We start from the raw sequence: 17141 nt of genomic DNA, 5'->3' as shown, positions 1-17141 counted from the left end.
GCCTGGCGATCAACTCATTCCCAGCTTGGGAAAAGGCAATTCGGGGGACTAATATGCAAGGGACAGCACGGAATTTCTTCACGCTGGCGATCATCTATGCGCTGTGCGGCATGGCACTCGGCATCCACATGGCCATCAGCGAAGATCACGGCCAGATGCCGACCCACGCCCACACTATGGTGGCGGGCTGGCTGATGTCGGCGGTCTTCGCGTTCTTTTACCACCTGTTTCCGGCAGCCGGGCAAAAGACGCTGGCCCTGGTCCATTTCTGGCTGACGGCAATCAGCGGCATCGGGCTCATGATCGGCCTTTATATACTGCTTGCCGGAAATCCGCGGATCGAGCCGTTGCTGGGGATATCCTCGATCGGCTTCTACGCAGGCATTCTGCTGTTTGCTTTCGTTGCCTTGCCAGTGGTGTGGAAAAAGACCTGAGGGAAGGTTGAAACCGGGCCTGTGCGGCTGTGCTGTTACGGCACAGGAGCACGGTGTCGGGTTAAAAAATATCAGGGATGTTAAGGGTTCATTAAGCTTTACAGGCGTTTACTATGTCCATCCAGTGATCTGGATTCTTACCGAGTGGTTGGAGCCACTTTGTTTGACGCCTCCCTGTTAAACTCCTGAGAGCCGCCTTATCCGCGGCTCTTTTTTTGTCCGCATTCCGGCGGCATTCCGCGCAGCGGTTCCCCGTTAACCTTCTGTTAAACATGTGCTTGCCTTCACCCCGGACGAAGCGCATTTTCAAGCTTCAGTTATATAGCGTCCCGGGTGTATCGGCAGAGAGCCGAATCGGCCGGTTGCGAGTGCAGGGGCATTATCAATGAACGAGCCTTCGAAGGGCATTGCGAAAACCGTGAAGCTGGCGGAGCGCCGGGTTTTTTCGCACTCCTTCAAGCCGCTTTACCAGGAAGGCATGGGGCTGGTCGAACAGGCGGCGGAGTATCTCGACGGCAAGGGCCGGGCCGAGGCCAAGAAACTGTCGCGGCTGGCGGCCACGCTCTACGCGGCCGAATCGATGCGACTGACCACGAGGCTGATGCAGGTTGCCTCGTGGCTGCTTTTGCAGCGCGCGGCGAATTCCGGCGAGATGACCCGCGACCAGGTCGCCTCGGAAAAGTCCAAGGTGCGTCTCGATACCGCTTCCGCCCATGACGAAGCGGCCGGCTGGGCCGAACTGCCAAACGATTTCCTCGACCTCGTTAACCGATCGCTGCGCCTGCAGGCATTGGTGCGCCGCATGGATGAAGAGATCTACGGCGCCGGCGCGGTGGTCGACATGCAGCCCGTGGCCCGCCGGCCCAATCCGGTTTCGGACCAGATCAGCCTGCTCAACACGGCGTTCGCCCGCAATTAAGCGATCCCGCAATCGCTCCCCTTGAATTGGCAAGGGTTGTTTCTGGTTTGTTCACATTTCGCTGGCATCGCTGTCCGCCGGGGGTAAAGTCACCGGATGGGGGACGCGATTCGCATCATCGGTATCGATCCGGGGCTCAGGCGCACCGGCTGGGGCATTGTCGAGAGCCTCGGCAATTCCTTGCGTTTTGTCGCTTCGGGTACCGTGCGCTCCGAGGACAAGGCAGCGCTGGCGACGCGGCTCTGTCAACTGCATGATGGGCTTGCCGAAGTCCTGCATCAGGCCATGCCGCATGAGGCCGCCGTCGAACAGACCTTCGTCAACAAGGACGCCGTTGCGACGCTGAAGCTCGGCCAGGCGCGCGGCATCGCCATGCTGGTCCCGGCGCGGGCGGGCCTCGTCGTCGCCGAATATGCGCCCAACGCGGTGAAGAAGGCGGTGATCGGCGTCGGCCACGGTGACAAGAAGCAGATCCACATGATGGTGAAGGTGCTGCTGCCGAAGGCGATCTTCGACACCGAACACGCCGCCGACGCGCTGGCCATCGCGATTTGCCACGCGCATCACCGGCAGAGTGCGGCCTATCGGCTGGCAGTATTGGCATCATGAGAGGCTATTGGGGATGATCGGCAAGCTCAAGGGCACGCTCGACGAGGTCGACGAAGACCATTGTCTCGTCGATATCCACGGCGTCGGCTATGTCGCCTACTGCTCGACCCGCACGCTGGCGGCACTGCCTTCGCCCGGCGAAGCGGTGGTGCTGTTCATCGAGACCTATGTCCGCGAGGACATGCTGCGGCTCTACGGTTTCCAGTCGCAGCTCGAGCGCGAATGGTTTCGGTTGCTGATGAACAACGTGCCGGGTGTCGGCGCCAAGGTGGCGCTGGCCATCCTGTCGACGTTAGCGCCGGCCGATCTCGCCAATGCCATTGCACTGCGCGACATCGCCATGGTTTCCCGCGCCCCTGGCGTCGGCAAGAAGGTGGCCGAGCGCATCGTCACCGAATTGAAGGCCAAGGCACCGGCCTATGCAGGCACCGCCACCGGCACCATCGGGCTCAAGCAGGAACTCGGCGAAGGTGTAGCGCCGGCGCCGATCACCGACGCGGTCTCGGCCCTGGTCAACCTCGGCTATTCGCGTGACACCGCCGCCAATGCGGTGTCGGCGGCGCTGAAGACGGCGGGCGAGGGCGCCGATGCGTCGAAACTCATCCGCTTCGGGCTGAGGGAACTGGCGCGGTGAGCCATCGCTTGTCCGAGGCGCTACCCTGTGCAAGTAAGGACCCATGAGCCTTTCCCCCCGTCTCATTGCACCGGAAAAGCGTGGCGAGGACGCCGAGCAGACGTTGCGGCCGCAGACGCTCGACGATTTCGTCGGTCAGGCGGCGGTGCGGGCAAACCTCAAAGTCTTCATCGAGGCCGCCAAGGGCCGCAAGGAGGCGCTCGATCATGTGCTGTTCGTGGGACCGCCGGGGCTGGGCAAGACGACGCTGGCGCAGATCATGGCGCGTGAGCTCGGCGTCAATTTCCGCTCGACCTCCGGGCCGGTCATCGCCAAGGCAGGCGATCTCGCGGCACTGCTGACAAATCTCGAAGAAGGCGATGTGCTGTTCATCGACGAGATCCACAGGCTCAACCCGGCGGTGGAGGAAATCCTCTATCCGGCGATGGAGGATTTCCAGCTCGACCTGATCATCGGCGAGGGACCGGCGGCGCGCTCGGTCAAGATCGACCTCGCGCGCTTCACCCTGGTGGCAGCCACCACGCGGCTCGGTCTGCTCACCAATCCGTTGCGCGACCGCTTCGGCATTCCGGTGCGGCTCAATTTCTACACCGTCGAGGAGTTGGAGCAGATCGTGCGGCGCGGCGCTCGCATCCTGCAGATGCCGCTCGGCAATGACGGTGCGCTCGAGATCGCACGGCGCGCGCGCGGCACGCCGCGCATTGCCGGCCGGCTGTTGCGGCGGGTGCGCGATTTCGCCTCGGTTGCCGGCGACGGCCATGTCGACCGCCTGATCGCCGACGAAGCCTTGACCCGGCTCGAAGTCGACGCGCTCGGCCTGGACGCGCTCGACCGCCGCTATCTCAGCATGATCGCGCGCAATTTCGGCGGCGGGCCGGTGGGTATCGAGACGATCGCGGCGGGCCTGTCCGAGCCGCGCGACGCCATCGAGGACATCATCGAACCCTATCTGATCCAGCAGGGCTTCATCCAGCGCACGCCGCGCGGACGCATGCTGACCGCCAATGCCTGGCGCCATCTCGGCCTCGATGCGCCGAAGGATCTGGCGCAGCAGCAGATCAATTTGTTCCAGGAAGAGTAGCCCGCCGCGGCTTTCACGCCGATCAAGCATCAGTGAACGGACCTGCGCAAATTCTCCTCATCTTCGCCGGCTTGCAGGCGTATTCTTGGATTGTATCGGGCTCGCTGCCTCTTGCACGTCGTCGTCCCAAATCGAGATCGCTTTTGGGGAGACAGGCATCAGCGCATGCCGAAATGAGGTGCCGGAGTCACTCAATGATAACCAGACGCGGGTTCCTGCGCTTCATCGGCGGGTCATTCCTGTCGGTGGCCTCGTTCAGTGCCTACGCCGTCGGCATCGAACCGATGCTGCTGACGCATGTGAAGCGCTATGCGCTCACGCCACCGCATTGGGCCGCCGGATTGAAGCTTCGCGTCGTCGCGCTTGCCGACATCCACGCCTGCCGGCCGTGGATGACGCCGGAGCGGATCGCTTCGCTTGCCGAAGAGGCGAATGCTCTGCAGCCGGACCTGATCGTGCTGCTCGGCGACTACATCGCCGGCATTCGCCTGTTGTCGCAAAGGGTGACGCCGCCGGAATGGGCTGGCGCCCTATCGGGCCTCAAGGCACCGCTCGGCGTGCTGTCGATCCTCGGCAATCACGACTGGTGGGCCGATGGCTTCGCGCAGCGTGCCGGAGTTGGTCCGACGATCGCGCGCAAGGCATTGGAGAAGGTCGGCATCCCGGTTCTGGAGAACGACGTCGTGCGTCTGGAAAAGGATGGACATGGCGTATGGATCGCCGGCCTCGCCGATCAGTTGGCGCTGTTGCGGAAAAAGAAGCACGAGCGTCCCAGGCGATTGGACGATCTCGACGGCACGCTGGCTAAAATCAGCGACCCCGCGCCTGTCATCCTGCTGGCGCACGAACCAGACATTTTTCCAAAAGTGCCGTCGCGCGTGTCGCTGACGCTAGCGGGACACACCCATGGCGGGCAGGTGCGGCTGTTCGGCTATTCGCCTATCGTGCCGTCGCAGTTCGGCAATCGCTACGCCTATGGCCATGTCATCGAGAACGACCGCAACCTGATCGTCTCGGGCGGGCTCGGCTTCAGCAATTTGCCCATCCGCTTCGGCATGCGTCCGGAAATCCTGCAGATCGACCTCGGCTGACCGGCACTTCAGGGTAGGCTTCGGATTGCGTCCTTCACGTCCGGCTCGGCCTTCTCGCCATTGAACGCTTCGACGACGCCAGCACGGGTCTTGATCCGCGCCGTCAACAGTGTCATCGGGTTCATGCGCCAAAAATACCTGCCGCATCGGCATCCAAAAGGGAAGCGCAATGGGCGATCATGGTGAATCCGCGGCTTTGCTGGCTGGGCTTTCCGGCGCGCTGACCGAGTTCGGCCACCGGCTGATGGCGCGGGTCTATTATGCCGATACCGATTTCTCAGGTCTCGTCTATCACGCGCGCTATCTCGAATTCCTCGAGCGCGGCCGCTCCGATTATCTCAGGCTCACCGGCGTGCATCATACCGAACTCGCCGACGGCAAGCATGGCGAGAAGATCGTGTGGGTGGTACGCCGCATGGAGATCGACTTCCGCATCCCCGCCCGCATCGACGACATACTGACCGTCGACACCCGCACGCGGGACATCTCAGGCGCGCGCATCTTCATGGCGCAGCAGCTCAAGCGCGGCGACGAGGTGCTGGTCGAGGCCAAGGTCGAGGCGGCGATCATCGGCGAGAACGGCCGGCCGAGGCGCTTCCCCAGGGAATGGGTCGCGGCCTTCATGCCTCGGGTACGCTGATATTCAGGTGATGCCGGCCTGCGATGCCCGGGCGCGGCAATGCGCCGCGCCTGATGGACTAACCCATCCTTAACCATAACGGTTCATGAAGAGATTGGCGAAGATTGGCGTTATCCAGCGCCTTCCTTTCACCAATATTTGCCCCGAAAAGGCCGCTAACGGCACGGTTTGGGGTGTCCGGTAGCTTCGTGCGAACCGACCACAAGGGATGCCATGGGCCAGCCGCCAGCTTCGCCCGGAAAATCTTAAGGACGTAACGATGGAAAATATCGCACTCGCCGAACCGGGCGCGCAATTGTCGATTTGGGCCTTGTTCATGCAGGCCAGCTGGGTGGTCAAGCTGGTCATGATCGGGCTGCTTTGTGCCTCGGTATGGACCTGGGCGATCATCGTCGACAAACTGGTTGCCTATGGCCGCATGCGGCTGGCGCTGAACCGCTTCGAGCAGGTTTTCTGGTCCGGGCAGTCGCTGGAGGAACTCTACCGCACGCTCGCCGACCGCAAGACGACAGGCATGGGCGCCATTTTCGTCGCCGCCATGCGTGAATGGAAGAAGAGTTTCGAGAAAGGCGCCAAGTCGCCGCTCGGCCTGCAGACCCGCATCGACAAGGCCATGGACCTGGCGCTGACTCGCGAGATGGAGAAGCTGGAGGGACGCCTCGGCTTCCTTGCCACGACCGGATCGGCAGCACCTTTCATCGGCCTGTTCGGCACCGTCATCGGCATCATGACGTCGTTCCAGGCCATCGCCGGCTCCAAGAACACCAGCCTCGCGGTGGTCGCGCCCGGTATCGCCGAAGCGCTGCTGGCGACGGCCATCGGCCTGCTCGCCGCTATTCCGGCGGTCATCGCCTATAACAAGCTGTCATCGGATGCGAGCAAGATCGCTGTGCGCATGGAGGGGTTCTCCGATGAGTTCTCCGCCATACTCTCGCGCCAAATCGATGAAAAAGTCGCGCCTAAGGCCTGAGGAGTAACGAGATGGGTATGTCCGTAGGCATGGGAGGGCGCGGCGGGCGCGGCCACCGGCGGCGCGGCCGCCACCATGCGCTGATGTCGGAGATCAACGTCACGCCGATGGTCGACGTCATGCTCGTGCTTTTGATCATCTTCATGGTCGCCGCGCCGATGCTGACGGTCGGCGTGCCGATCGACCTGCCGGACACGCAGGCCAAGGCGATGAATGCCGACACCCAGCCGATCACCGTCTCGATCGATGCGACCGGCAAGATATTCCTGCAGGAAACCGAGATTCCGATCGAGGAACTGGTGGCCAAACTGCAGGCGATCTCGAAGACCGGTTATGAAGAGCGTATCTTCATTCGTGGCGACAAATCGACCGACTATGGCACGGCCATGAAGGTCATGGCTCGCATCTCGGCCGCTGGTTACAAGAACATCGGCCTGGTTTCACTGCAGGAACAGGATCAATAGACGCACGATGAGGACCGGCCTCACCACATCGGTGATCCTGCACACGGCGGTGCTGGCCTTCGGCTTGTTCACCCTGTCGGCGCCGGCCGCGCTTCCGTCGGCCGACGTGGAGTCGGTTGCGGTCGACATCGTGCCGATGGAAGCCATTGCGCAGACGCTACAGGGCGACAAGAAGGCCGTGATGCATGAAAAGCCGGCGCCGTTGCCGACGCAGCGTCCCGACGTCGTGCCGGATGCGCAGAAGGTGGGCGAAAACAGCGTCGACACCGACAAGCCGATAACGCCGGAAGCCAAGCCGAAACCCGTCGAAACGACGTCGGCCCCGGCGCCAGCGCCAACCCCGAAGGAAATCCCGAAGACCGAGGACGTGCCGAAGCCGCAGGAAAAGCCCAAGCCCATTCCGGCGACGGAAGTGGCGCCAGCGCCGACGCCCAAGGAAGAGGTCAAGCCCGAGCCGGTCAAGAAGACGGAGCCCAAGCCGACGCCGGCCAAGCCGACACCGCCGCCGCAGGACAAGACCGCTGCTATCGATCCGACCCCTGAGGTCAAGCCGGATGCCGTCGCCGAGGCCATAGCCAAGGACCCGCCCACAGAAGAGACCCAATTGCCGAATTCGGCGCCCGCGCCGGAAGCGCGGCCAAAGCCGCAGCCGGCACAGGCCGAAAGCGCCAAGGCGCCTGACCGCAAGGATGCCGACAAGCCGGTCAAGGAAGCCTCGTCGAAGCCGAAGTCCGACGACAAGCAGTTCAACGCCAATGAGATTTCGGCCCTGCTCGACAAGCAGAAGCCGTCCGGCGGCGGCGCCAAGCGCTCGACCCAGCAGGCGTCGCTCGGTGGCGACAAGAATCAAGGCCAGAAGCTGTCGAAGTCCGAGCAGGGCGCCCTGGAAAGCCAGTTGGGCGGTTGCTGGACCTTGCCGGCCGGACTTGAAGGTTCGGAGAATTTCGTCGTCGTCGTCCGTTTCAACCTGAACAACTCAGGCAAGCTCGACGGCCGTCCCTCCGTTGAAACATCGAGCGGCAACAGGCAGTTCGATGAGAGTGCGGTGCGCGCGGTTCAGAAATGCGACATGGCCGGCCTGCAGGTTCCCGCCGGCAAGCAAGATATCTGGAACGACATCCGGGTCACCTTCGATCCAAGGGAGATGCTCGGCCTGTAGGCCCTGATATCCGAAAATCAGTATGAGAAGCGAGAAGACATGAAATCAATCCTCAAGCCGCTCCTGATGATTGCCGCGATGGCGATGGGCATGACCGCTGCCGGCACGCTGCCGGCGCTGGCGCTCGTCGAACTCAACGTCAACAAGGGCAATGTCGAGCCGCTGCCGATCGCCATCACGGATTTCCAGGGCGGTGATGCGCTTGGCGCCCAGATTTCCCAGATCGTCACCGCTGATCTCAAGCGCTCCGGCCTGTTCGCGCCGATCGACAAGAGCGCCTTCATCGAGAAGATCGCCAATCCGGACGCAACCCCCCGCTTCGACGACTGGAAGGTAATAAACGCGCAGGCGCTGGTCACCGGCAGCGTCAGCAAGGAAGCAGACGGCCGTATCCGCGCCCAGTACCGTCTGTGGGACACCTTTGCCGGACAGCAGATGGCCGGCGAGCAGTTCTTCGCCAACGATGCCAATCAGCGCCGCGTCGCCCACATCATCGCCGATGCCATCTATGAGCGGCTGACCGGGGAGAAGGGCTATTTCGACACGCGCGTCGTGTTCATCGACGAGTCCGGCGCCAAGAACGCGCGCAAGAAGCGCCTCGCCATCATGGACCAGGACGGCGCCAACGTCCGCTACCTTTCGGATGGCCGGTCAATCGTGCTGACGCCACGCTTCTCGCCGAACCGGCAGGAAATCACCTACATGTCGTATGAAAGCGGCCAGCCGCGGGTCTATCTCCTGCAGATCGAGACCGGGCAGCGCGAACTGGTCGGCAATTTTCCCGGCATGACGTTCGCGCCGCGCTTCTCGCCCGACGGCCAGAAGGTGATCATGAGCCTGCTGCGCGACGACGGCAATTCCAACATCTTCGCCATGGACCTGCGCAGCCGTTCGACGACGCGGCTGACCAACTCGACCGCCATCGACACCTCCCCCTCCTATTCGCCCGACGGCAGCAAGGTGGTGTTCACCTCCGACCGTGGCGGCCGCGCGCAGATCTACGTCATGGGCGCCGACGGCTCGGGCCAGACCCGCATCTCCTTCGGCGACGGCGTCTATTCGACGCCGGTATGGTCGCCGCGCGGCGACCTCATCGCCTTCACCAAGCAGAGCGGCGGCGAATTCCAGATCGGCGTCATGAAGACCGACGGCTCTGGCGAGCGCATCCTGTCGTCCGGCTTCCAGCAGGAAGGCCCGACCTGGGCCCCGAACGGCCGCGTGCTGATGTTCTTCCGTGACTCCAATGGCGGCCCGAAACTGGTTTCCGTCGATCTCACCGGCCGCAACGAACAGCCGATCCCGACATCGAATTTTGCTTCGGATCCGGCCTGGTCGCCGTTGCTGGAATAGGTTCGACTGAATTGCCACACAAGCTGAAAAGGGGCCGTTTTCGGCCCCTTTTTCCCGCCTTCGTCGCGTTTTGGCCGCATTTCCGCCTAGGGTCCGCGCCAACTGTGGCTCATGACAAAACGGCTGCGGACGGGCAGTTTAAACCGAATTTTAACCGTGTTTCTTGAATGCCGGTTAACCCAAACGTGGTTACTGGGTGATCAACGAAATCACTCGAATACGAAGGAGAGGCGGCATGGGCCGTATCGCAGCACTTACCAGAAACCCGGTCATGATCGCGCTGGTGGCGATGCTCGCCGTCGCCGGTTGCGCCTCGAAGAAGACGCCGAACAGCGCCGCTGACCTTGGCCTCAATGGCGCGGGTGCTGCAACACCCGGCTCTGCGCAGGACTTCACCGTCAACATCGGCGACCGCATCTTCTTCGATACGGACTCGACCTCGATCCGGGCCGACGCGCAGACGACGCTTTCGCGTCAGGCGCAGTGGCTGAACCAGTACAAGCAGTATGCCATCGTCGTCGAAGGCCATGCCGACGAACGCGGCACGCGCGAATACAATCTGGCGCTCGGTGCCCGCCGTGCGGCCGCTACTCGCGACTTCCTGGTTTCCAAGGGTGTTTCGGCCAGCCGCCTCAAGACGATTTCCTACGGCAAGGAACGTCCGGTCGCGGTATGCGACGACATCTCCTGCTGGTCGCAGAACCGCCGCGCCGTCACCACGCTCAGCGGCGCTGGATCCTGATCGGCAAAAATACAACACACTTCTGCGAAAGGCGGCCTCCCGGCCGCCTTTTTCATATCCGGAGGCCCGAAACAAAATTTGGCCGAAGTCTCGCGCCCTGCTATGAGCCGAGGGCGCTTGGCTGGTCTCACATCGATTGGAAGGCGCGAACAAGCTAACGATTGGACGGCGAGAGGCACATGCATTTGAGATCGGTTCTGAGCGGCACGCTTGCGCTGCTGCTCCTATCAGGCGTAACCGCTTTGGCGAGCGGTTCGGGGCAATCAACCGAGAGCGGGTTTTCCTTCCATCTGCCGACACTTGAGTTGCCCAGCCTTTTCGGTGAGAAGAAAAAGCAGGATCAGGTCCAGCTCGCGCAGTCGAGCGGCGCCGGCGTGACCGGGCTCGAGGACCAGCTGCGGCAGCTGACCGGCAAGGTCGAGGAACTCAATTTCCAGATCCTGCAAATGCAGGAGCAGATCCGCAAACAACAGGAAGACAACGAGTTCCGCTTCCAGCAGCTGGAAGGCGGCTCGCAAGGTGGACAACCGCCGGCGCAGAAGAAATCAGACGCCACCACCGGAACCAACACCGACGTGGCCTCGGCCCCGGCAACCCGGGCGCCGGCTGATGCCGGGGCCGCGCCCGGCGGCGATCAATCCACAAGCGGCAAGACGGTCGAGGACGTCATTGTCGAATCACCCGACGGCGACCCCGGCAAGGTGATCCCCGGCAAGGGAGCGCCCGAAAAGACCTTTGGGTCCATCACCGTCGACAAGAATGGCAATGTGATCGATGCCGGCGGCAATACGCAGGCAACCGCACCGGCACAGGACACGGCACCCGCCAACGGCGCACCCGCCAAGGCCGGCAAGTCCGGCGGCACGGTGGTCGCGGCGCTGCCCGCCACCAACAATCCCGAAGAGCTCTACCGCAACTCCTACCAGTTCATCCTGTCGGGCGACTACGGCACCGCCGAACAGGGTTTCCGCGACCACATCTCCCGCTTCCCCAAGGACGCCAAGACGGCGGACGCACATTACTGGCTGGGCGAATCGCTGCTTGGCCAGCAGAAATACCGCGATGCGGCGGAAGTCTTCCTCGCCGCCAGCAAGGACTATCCCAAAGCCAAGAAAGCGCCCGACATGCTGTTGAAGCTCGGCGTGTCGCTGGTCGGCCTCAAGCAGCATGATGTCGCCTGCGCCACCTTCAGCGAGGTCGGAAAGCGCTATCCCGATATTTCCAGCACACTCAAGGAACGCGTCAAGCAGGAGAAGGCACTGGCTGCGTGCTGATCTTTCCCAGGGATGTCGCAGTCCCAAACCCGGGACCGCTTTTTGGCGACATGCATTGATGCTCGACACCGGGCCTGATTTTTCGACGAGACTTTTTTCGCATATCGATTTTGCCAACGGCGCTGTTGCGGCCGTATCGGGCGGCAGCGACTCGACTGCGCTCCTTCTTCTTGTCAAACAGCATCTCGACCGAACCGCACCGTCCGCCAGGCTGCTGGCTGTAACCGTCGACCACGGCTTGCGGCAGGGTTCGGCTGATGAGGCACTGGCCGTGGCGAAGCTTTGCGCGGAGCGCGGCATCGCCCACCGTATGCTGGCCTGGTCCGGAGAAAAACCGTCGACCGGCCTCCCGGCGGCAGCGCGCGAGGCGCGCTACCGGCTGCTGGCCAGCGCCGCGCGGGCGGAAGGCATCGGCCTGATCGTGACCGGACATACATCCGACGACCAGGCCGAGACGGTACTGATGCGGCTCGATCGCAACGATGCGGCCCGCCACGAGGGACGGGGCCTTGCCGGCATGGCACCCGCCACCTTGCATGACTGGCGCGACTGGATCGTGCGACCGCTTCTTGGGGTGCGGCGCCATGCGTTGCGCGATTTCCTGCGGCGCCAACAGGTCGGCTGGACCGAGGACCCGACCAATGCCGATGAGGCCTTCGAGCGGCCGCGCATGCGCGCAACCCTTGCCGGGGAGGCCGGCGCACAGCGCATGAACGACGCGCTGGCGTTGGCCGCGAAGGAGGCCGACGCCCGCACGCGTGTTGGCGCGGAGGCCGCCTGCCTGGTCGAGCGCTTTGCCAGCCGGCCGGCAGTGGGCCTCATCCGGCTCGATCCGGCCCTGCTCGGCGCCGGCGACGATCGGGCGGCCGTCTACGCGCTGCGCATTCTGCTGGCAACGTCGGGCGGGATTGCCTTCCTGCCGGACCTGGCTCGCAGCGAGGCGTTGTTCGCCCGGCTGAAGGCCGGGTTTCTTTGCGCCACATTGTCGCGGACGGTGGTCGACTTCCGGCGCGCCGGCATCTTCCTGCACCGAGAGATGCGGGGCTTGCCGGCGGCAGCGGCGGCGGTCGACGCGGCCATCTGGGATGACCGCCGCCAAATCACGTTGAACGACGCCAGCGGTGCATTGTTGATCGCGCCATTCGGGGCAGCGGCGGCGAAGCGGCTGGCTGTAGGCCGGGGCGAGACCCCGCCCAGCCTGTTGCGCGCGGCATTGGCGGCTGAACCAGCCCTGCCGGAAGCCGTCGGGAAGGCTGGTCCGGCGCCTGATTGGCCCGCACCGCAAGGGTTCGCGGCCTCGCCGATCGTTAGCCCCTTTGCCCGCTTCCTGCCGTCCTTCGATCTGGCCCCGGCACGCGCCGTCGCCGGGTTGATCGGCGCCGCGCCGCTTCCCGCCTTGCCATTGCGTGGCCACAGTGCCGGTTGACGCTGGGCGAAAGCTTAACCCAGACATGCTGTTCTGCTTGGCAAGGGGGGACGCTCTCCCTATGTTAGGCCCAAGTTTCCTCTCATGATGCTGTCCGCTCGCGGACGCCAACGGGACAATTGATGAATCCGAACTATCGCAACCTCGCGCTCTGGGCGATCATAGCGGTCCTGCTCATCGCCCTCTTCAATCTGTTCCAGACGCCGCAGACGCGCGGGGCTTCGAGCGATGTGCCTTATTCGCAGTTCCTGCAGGATGTCGCGGCCGGCCGGGTCAAGACGGTGACCATCGCGGGCGCCCGCATCACCGGCACCTACACCGACAACTCCAGTGGCTTCCAGACCTATTCGCCCGGCGATCCGCAGCTGGTCTCGCGGCTGCAGGACAAGAACGTCACCATCAATGCGCGGCCTGAGACCGACGGCTCCAATTCGCTGTTCGGCTACCTGATCTCGTGGCTGCCGATGATCCTCATCCTCGGCGTGTGGATATTCTTCATGCGCCAGATGCAGTCCGGCTCCGGGCGCGCCATGGGCTTCGGCAAGTCCAAGGCCAAGCTCCTGACCGAGGCGCATGGCCGCGTCACCTTCCAGGACGTCGCCGGCGTCGACGAGGCCAAGGAAGATCTCGAAGAGATCGTCGAGTTCCTACGCGATCCGCAGAAATTCCAGCGCCTCGGCGGCAAGATTCCGCGCGGCGTGCTGCTGGTCGGCCCTCCCGGCACCGGCAAGACGCTGCTTGCCCGCTCGGTCGCCGGCGAAGCCAACGTGCCGTTCTTCACCATTTCGGGCTCGGACTTCGTCGAGATGTTCGTCGGCGTCGGCGCCAGCCGCGTCCGCGACATGTTCGACCAGGCCAAGAAGAATGCGCCCTGCATCATCTTCATCGACGAAATCGACGCCGTTGGCCGCCATCGCGGCGCCGGCCTCGGCGGCGGCAATGACGAGCGCGAGCAGACGCTGAACCAGCTGCTGGTCGAGATGGACGGCTTCGAGTCCAACGAAAGCATCATCCTGATCGCCGCCACCAACCGGCCCGACGTGCTCGATCCGGCATTGCTCAGACCAGGCCGTTTCGACCGCCAGGTGGTGGTGCCGAACCCCGACATCGTCGGCCGCGAGAAGATCCTCAAGGTGCATGTGCGCAACGTGCCGCTGGCGCCCAATGTCGACCTTAAGGTCGTCGCTCGTGGTACGCCCGGCTTCTCTGGCGCCGACCTGATGAACCTGGTCAACGAATCCGCGCTGATGGCGGCGCGGCGCAACAAGCGCCTCGTCACCATGGCCGAGTTCGAGGACGCCAAGGACAAGATCATGATGGGCGCCGAGCGCCGCTCGTCGGCCATGACCCAGGCCGAGAAGGAGCTGACCGCCTATCACGAGGCCGGCCACGCCATCCTGGCGCTCAACGTGCCGTCGGCAGATCCGCTGCACAAGGCGACCATCATCCCGCGCGGCCGCGCGCTCGGCATGGTCATGCAGTTGCCGGAAGGCGACCGCTACTCCATGAGCTACAAATACATGATCTCGCGCCTCGCCATCATGATGGGCGGCCGAGTCGCCGAGGAGTTCAAGTTCGGCAAGGAGAACATCACGTCCGGCGCTTCCTCCGACATCGAGCAGGCGACCAAGCTGGCACGCGCCATGGTCACGCGCTGGGGCTTCTCCGACAAGCTCGGCCATGTCGCCTATGGCGACAACCAGGAGGAAGTGTTCCTCGGCCATTCGGTGGCGCGTACGCAGAACATCTCGGAAGAGACCGCGCAGATCATCGACGGCGAGGTGCGCCGGCTGATCGACGAAGCCTATTCGACGGCTAAATCCATCCTGACCAAGAAGAAGAAGGAATGGATCGCGCTGGCACAAGGCCTGCTCGAATACGAGACGTTGTCCGGCGAGGAGATCAAGCAGTTGATCGCCGGACAGAAGCCCTCGCGCGACCTTGGCGACGACACGCCGCCGAGCCGTGGCTCGGCCGTGCCGAAGTCCGGCCGCCGCAAGAAGGGCCCCGAGCCCGAAGGCGGCATGGAGCCGCAGCCGTCCAGCTGAGCTTAGATTACAGGTTTCAAGAAAAACGCCGCGGTTTGAAGCCGCGGCGTTTTTTATTCGTGCTGGTCATGAAGCGTGTGGCGCGGGCGCATCTGCCTTGCCGGGACGCCTTTCAGTCCGCACCGCATGTTGCTTGCCCCATCTGGCGAGCGGGATCAGGGCATTGTCCAGCTCGATGCCGAAGTCGGTGATCGAATATTCGACCCTGGGCGGCACTTCGGGGAAGACCTGGCGATGGACGATGCCGTCCGCCGCCATTTCGCGCAGCTGCTGGATCAGCATTTTTTCGCTGATGTCGGGCACCAGGCGCTTCAGCTCGCCGAATCGCGCCGGCGCTTTGTGTATCTGCCAGAGCAGCAACGCTTTCCATTTGCCGCCGATCACCTCGAGTGCGGGTCCAAGTCCGCAACTATCTGGCTGTTTCTTTCCCATGTTTCATCCAATTCTGAGCAATCGGTGGGTGGCTTACATTTTTGTCGGTACTTGAGAAAAACCAAGTCGGCCCATAGCTTCGGACCAGATCGCAAACACCGGCGAGCACCACAACACCATATCGGTATCCCGCTTCGGCCTGCAAAGGCCGTCGAGGGCAGGATTTTGTCAAAAGGATGCATCATGACACGATACGCAAACAGCAAAGCGGTGGTGATCGGCGGAACCCACGGCATGGGGCTCGCTGTCGCCGAGGCATTGGTTGAGGGCGGCGCCGAGGTGCTGGTCACCGGCCGTGACGAACGCAACATCGATGCCGCACGCGCCAGGCTGTTTTCGCGCGCCCATGTGCTGCGGTCCGACATCGGCGACATGGCCGCTATCGTTACACTCGGCGCAGAGGTCGGGCAGAAGCTCGGCCAGATCGATTTCCTGCACGTCAATGCCGGGATCGCCTATCTGGAGCCGGTGCCGCAGGTGACCGAAGACAGCTACGACCGCATCTTCAACATCAATACCAAGGGGGCCTTCTTCACCGTTCAGCGGCTCTTGCCCCTCATTAGGGATGGCGGCGCCATCGTCTTCACCTCGTCCGTCGCCGACGAATCCGGCACCGGCGGCATGAGTGTCTATTCCGGGTCGAAGGCAGCACTTCGCGCCTTCGCCAAGGTGCTGGCCGCCGAACTGCTGCCGCGCCGGATCCGCGTGAATGTGGTCAGCCCCGGCTTCATCGACACACCGACAATGGGTGTGGCCAGCGCTTCCGCCGAGGAGCGTGCGGCCTTCATCAGGATAGGCGACAAGGTCACGCCGATGAAGCGTCACGGCACGATCGAGGAGGTGGCGCGTGCGGTGCTGTTCCTGGCTTTCGACGCGACCTTCACCACGGGTGCCCGGCTGACCGTGGATGGCGGCCTTGGCCAGGATCTGAGCCCTCTGCCGGCGTGACCGGCAAAGCGAACAAAGGAAAAGCAGGATGAGTGATATTGCTGTAATCGGCCTCGGTGCCATGGGCACGGCGCTCGCCGAAGCCTTTCTTGAGAAGGGGCACGCGGTGACGGTGTGGAACCGCTCAGCGGCAAAGTCGGAGCTCGTCGCGGCAAAGGGCGCCATAGTGGCCAGGAATGTCGAGGAGGCGGTCAGGTCGAGCCCGCTGATCGTGGCATGCCTTCTGGTCTACGACACTGTCCATGAGGTGCTCGGTCCCGCAGGGGACGCGCTTTCGGGACGCACATTGGTCAATCTCACCAACGGCACACCCGAACAGGCGCGAGCGATGTCCGTCTGGGCCGCCCAATGCGGTGCCGACTATATCGACGGCGGCATCATGGCGGTACCGCCGATGATCGGCGGGCAGAATGCCTTGATACTCTACAGTGGCTCCAGGCAAGCGTTCGACGATCATGCAGGCCGGCTCGATGCGCTCGGCACCAGCAAGTATCTTGGCGAGGATGCCGGTCTCGCGCCACTCTACGACATCTCGCTCCTGGCCGGCATGTACGGGTTGTTCGCCGGTGTGCTGCAGGCATTGGCATTGACGGGCAAGGCTGGAATCCCCGCCGGCGAATTCATGCCGCTGCTGACATCGTGGCTTCAGGCGATGCAAGGCGGATTGCCGAAATGGGCGCAACAGATCGACAGCGGCGACCACACCGCCAATGTCGTTTCCAATCTGGGCATGCAGGCAGATGCCTATATCAATCTGGTTGATGCCAGCAAAGCGGCTGGTGTCAGCACCGAACTCGTCTTGCCGATGCAAAATCTTATGCGACGCGGTGTGGCGGCTGGCATGGCCAACGCCGATCTTTCAAGTCTGGTCGGGCTCCTCTCCAAGCAAGGGAGTTGAGCCTGGCCAATGCCGAACAAAA

The 17141-nt window shown here is 63.2% G+C and carries 18 protein-coding genes; 17 read left to right on the top strand and 1 reads right to left on the bottom strand.

The window, feature by feature from the left end; translation table 11 throughout:
- Positions 1-53: 53 nt before the first annotated feature.
- The 15 genes from FJ960_RS08360 to ftsH all read left to right on the top strand — a co-directional run bounded on the left by FJ960_RS08360 (position 54) and on the right by ftsH (position 14841).
- A complete protein-coding gene (locus FJ960_RS08360; RefSeq protein ID WP_140713066.1) occupies positions 54-434 on the top strand; it encodes a cbb3-type cytochrome c oxidase subunit I in 381 nt (126 codons plus the stop codon).
- A gap of 385 nt (positions 435-819) precedes the next feature.
- A complete protein-coding gene (locus FJ960_RS08355; protein WP_027141789.1) occupies positions 820-1353 on the top strand; it encodes a DUF1465 family protein in 534 nt (177 codons plus the stop codon).
- Positions 1354-1449: 96 nt separating this feature from the next.
- Positions 1450-1962: a crossover junction endodeoxyribonuclease RuvC gene (ruvC, locus tag FJ960_RS08350; protein ID WP_027141790.1), complete on the top strand. Its 513-nt coding sequence runs from the start codon at positions 1450-1452 to the stop codon at positions 1960-1962.
- A gap of 13 nt (positions 1963-1975) precedes the next feature.
- Entirely contained in the window at positions 1976-2596 is a 621-nt protein-coding gene (gene ruvA, locus FJ960_RS08345; RefSeq protein WP_027141791.1) for a Holliday junction branch migration protein RuvA, read from the top strand.
- A 43-nt stretch (positions 2597-2639) separates the two neighbouring features.
- On the top strand, positions 2640-3677 hold the full coding sequence (ruvB, locus tag FJ960_RS08340) for a Holliday junction branch migration DNA helicase RuvB (RefSeq protein ID WP_027141794.1): 1038 nt from the start codon (positions 2640-2642) through the stop codon (positions 3675-3677).
- A gap of 194 nt (positions 3678-3871) precedes the next feature.
- The gene (locus FJ960_RS08335; RefSeq protein WP_140713064.1) at positions 3872-4768 is read left to right on the top strand and encodes a metallophosphoesterase; all 897 of its coding nucleotides are present in this window, start codon (positions 3872-3874) and stop codon (positions 4766-4768) included.
- 169 nt (positions 4769-4937) lie between these two features.
- The gene (gene ybgC, locus FJ960_RS08330; RefSeq protein ID WP_140713062.1) at positions 4938-5408 is read left to right on the top strand and encodes a tol-pal system-associated acyl-CoA thioesterase; all 471 of its coding nucleotides are present in this window, start codon (positions 4938-4940) and stop codon (positions 5406-5408) included.
- A gap of 259 nt (positions 5409-5667) precedes the next feature.
- The gene (tolQ, locus tag FJ960_RS08325; RefSeq protein WP_015315267.1) at positions 5668-6378 is read left to right on the top strand and encodes a protein TolQ; all 711 of its coding nucleotides are present in this window, start codon (positions 5668-5670) and stop codon (positions 6376-6378) included.
- A gap of 11 nt (positions 6379-6389) precedes the next feature.
- Positions 6390-6842, top strand: a complete 453-nt coding sequence (tolR, locus tag FJ960_RS08320; RefSeq protein WP_027141797.1) for a protein TolR — start codon at positions 6390-6392, stop codon at positions 6840-6842.
- Positions 6843-6849: 7 nt separating this feature from the next.
- Complete coding sequence (locus FJ960_RS08315; RefSeq protein ID WP_140713060.1) at positions 6850-8001, top strand: TonB family protein; 1152 nt, start codon at positions 6850-6852, stop codon at positions 7999-8001.
- A gap of 39 nt (positions 8002-8040) precedes the next feature.
- Entirely contained in the window at positions 8041-9351 is a 1311-nt protein-coding gene (gene tolB, locus FJ960_RS08310; RefSeq protein ID WP_027141799.1) for a Tol-Pal system beta propeller repeat protein TolB, read from the top strand.
- A 235-nt stretch (positions 9352-9586) separates the two neighbouring features.
- Entirely contained in the window at positions 9587-10093 is a 507-nt protein-coding gene (gene pal / locus FJ960_RS08305) for a peptidoglycan-associated lipoprotein Pal (RefSeq protein WP_027141800.1), read from the top strand.
- A gap of 179 nt (positions 10094-10272) precedes the next feature.
- Positions 10273-11367 carry a tol-pal system protein YbgF gene (ybgF, locus tag FJ960_RS08300; protein WP_140713058.1) on the top strand — a complete coding sequence of 365 codons (1095 nt, stop codon included), beginning with the start codon at positions 10273-10275 and terminating at the stop codon, positions 11365-11367.
- 58 nt (positions 11368-11425) lie between these two features.
- Entirely contained in the window at positions 11426-12793 is a 1368-nt protein-coding gene (gene tilS / locus FJ960_RS08295; protein WP_140713248.1) for a tRNA lysidine(34) synthetase TilS, read from the top strand.
- 122 nt (positions 12794-12915) lie between these two features.
- Positions 12916-14841: an ATP-dependent zinc metalloprotease FtsH gene (ftsH, locus tag FJ960_RS08290; protein WP_027141803.1), complete on the top strand. Its 1926-nt coding sequence runs from the start codon at positions 12916-12918 to the stop codon at positions 14839-14841.
- Positions 14842-14907: 66 nt separating this feature from the next.
- Here the strand turns inward: ftsH and FJ960_RS08285 are convergent, their stop codons facing one another.
- The gene (locus tag FJ960_RS08285) at positions 14908-15273 is read right to left on the bottom strand and encodes a helix-turn-helix domain-containing protein (RefSeq protein WP_140508974.1); all 366 of its coding nucleotides are present in this window, start codon (positions 15271-15273) and stop codon (positions 14908-14910) included.
- A 183-nt stretch (positions 15274-15456) separates the two neighbouring features.
- Between FJ960_RS08285 and FJ960_RS08280 the strand changes: the two genes are divergently transcribed.
- Together FJ960_RS08280 and FJ960_RS08275 are read left to right on the top strand one after the other, a co-directional pair.
- A complete protein-coding gene (locus FJ960_RS08280; protein WP_140508975.1) occupies positions 15457-16221 on the top strand; it encodes an SDR family oxidoreductase in 765 nt (254 codons plus the stop codon).
- A gap of 28 nt (positions 16222-16249) precedes the next feature.
- Complete coding sequence (locus tag FJ960_RS08275; protein WP_140713056.1) at positions 16250-17119, top strand: NAD(P)-binding domain-containing protein; 870 nt, start codon at positions 16250-16252, stop codon at positions 17117-17119.
- Positions 17120-17141: the final 22 nt, after the last annotated feature.

The organism is Mesorhizobium sp. B2-3-11 (assembly GCF_006442215.1).
GTDB lineage: Bacteria > Pseudomonadota > Alphaproteobacteria > Rhizobiales > Rhizobiaceae > Mesorhizobium > Mesorhizobium salmacidum.
Note: the sequence above shows the minus strand (reverse complement) of the source record. Positions and strands in the feature narration are given on the sequence as shown.

Bases quoted from the DNA above. Each gene is read 5' to 3' on its own strand.
- FJ960_RS08360 (WP_140713066.1), top strand. From the start codon at position 54: ATGCAAGGGACAGCACGGAATTTCTTCACGCTGGCGATCATCTATGCG.
- FJ960_RS08355 (WP_027141789.1), top strand. From the start codon at position 820: ATGAACGAGCCTTCGAAGGGCATTGCGAAAACCGTGAAGCTGGCGGAG.
- ruvC (WP_027141790.1), top strand. From the start codon at position 1,450: ATGGGGGACGCGATTCGCATCATCGGTATCGATCCGGGGCTCAGGCGC.
- ruvA (WP_027141791.1), top strand. From the start codon at position 1,976: ATGATCGGCAAGCTCAAGGGCACGCTCGACGAGGTCGACGAAGACCAT.
- ruvB (WP_027141794.1), top strand. From the start codon at position 2,640: ATGAGCCTTTCCCCCCGTCTCATTGCACCGGAAAAGCGTGGCGAGGAC.
- FJ960_RS08335 (WP_140713064.1), top strand. From the start codon at position 3,872: ATGATAACCAGACGCGGGTTCCTGCGCTTCATCGGCGGGTCATTCCTG.
- ybgC (WP_140713062.1), top strand. From the start codon at position 4,938: ATGGGCGATCATGGTGAATCCGCGGCTTTGCTGGCTGGGCTTTCCGGC.
- tolQ (WP_015315267.1), top strand. From the start codon at position 5,668: ATGGAAAATATCGCACTCGCCGAACCGGGCGCGCAATTGTCGATTTGG.
- tolR (WP_027141797.1), top strand. From the start codon at position 6,390: ATGGGTATGTCCGTAGGCATGGGAGGGCGCGGCGGGCGCGGCCACCGG.
- FJ960_RS08315 (WP_140713060.1), top strand. From the start codon at position 6,850: ATGAGGACCGGCCTCACCACATCGGTGATCCTGCACACGGCGGTGCTG.
- tolB (WP_027141799.1), top strand. From the start codon at position 8,041: ATGAAATCAATCCTCAAGCCGCTCCTGATGATTGCCGCGATGGCGATG.
- pal (WP_027141800.1), top strand. From the start codon at position 9,587: ATGGGCCGTATCGCAGCACTTACCAGAAACCCGGTCATGATCGCGCTG.
- ybgF (WP_140713058.1), top strand. From the start codon at position 10,273: ATGCATTTGAGATCGGTTCTGAGCGGCACGCTTGCGCTGCTGCTCCTA.
- tilS (WP_140713248.1), top strand. From the start codon at position 11,426: ATGCTCGACACCGGGCCTGATTTTTCGACGAGACTTTTTTCGCATATC.
- ftsH (WP_027141803.1), top strand. From the start codon at position 12,916: ATGAATCCGAACTATCGCAACCTCGCGCTCTGGGCGATCATAGCGGTC.
- FJ960_RS08285 (WP_140508974.1), bottom strand. From the start codon at position 15,273: ATGGGAAAGAAACAGCCAGATAGTTGCGGACTTGGACCCGCACTCGAG.
- FJ960_RS08280 (WP_140508975.1), top strand. From the start codon at position 15,457: ATGACACGATACGCAAACAGCAAAGCGGTGGTGATCGGCGGAACCCAC.
- FJ960_RS08275 (WP_140713056.1), top strand. From the start codon at position 16,250: ATGAGTGATATTGCTGTAATCGGCCTCGGTGCCATGGGCACGGCGCTC.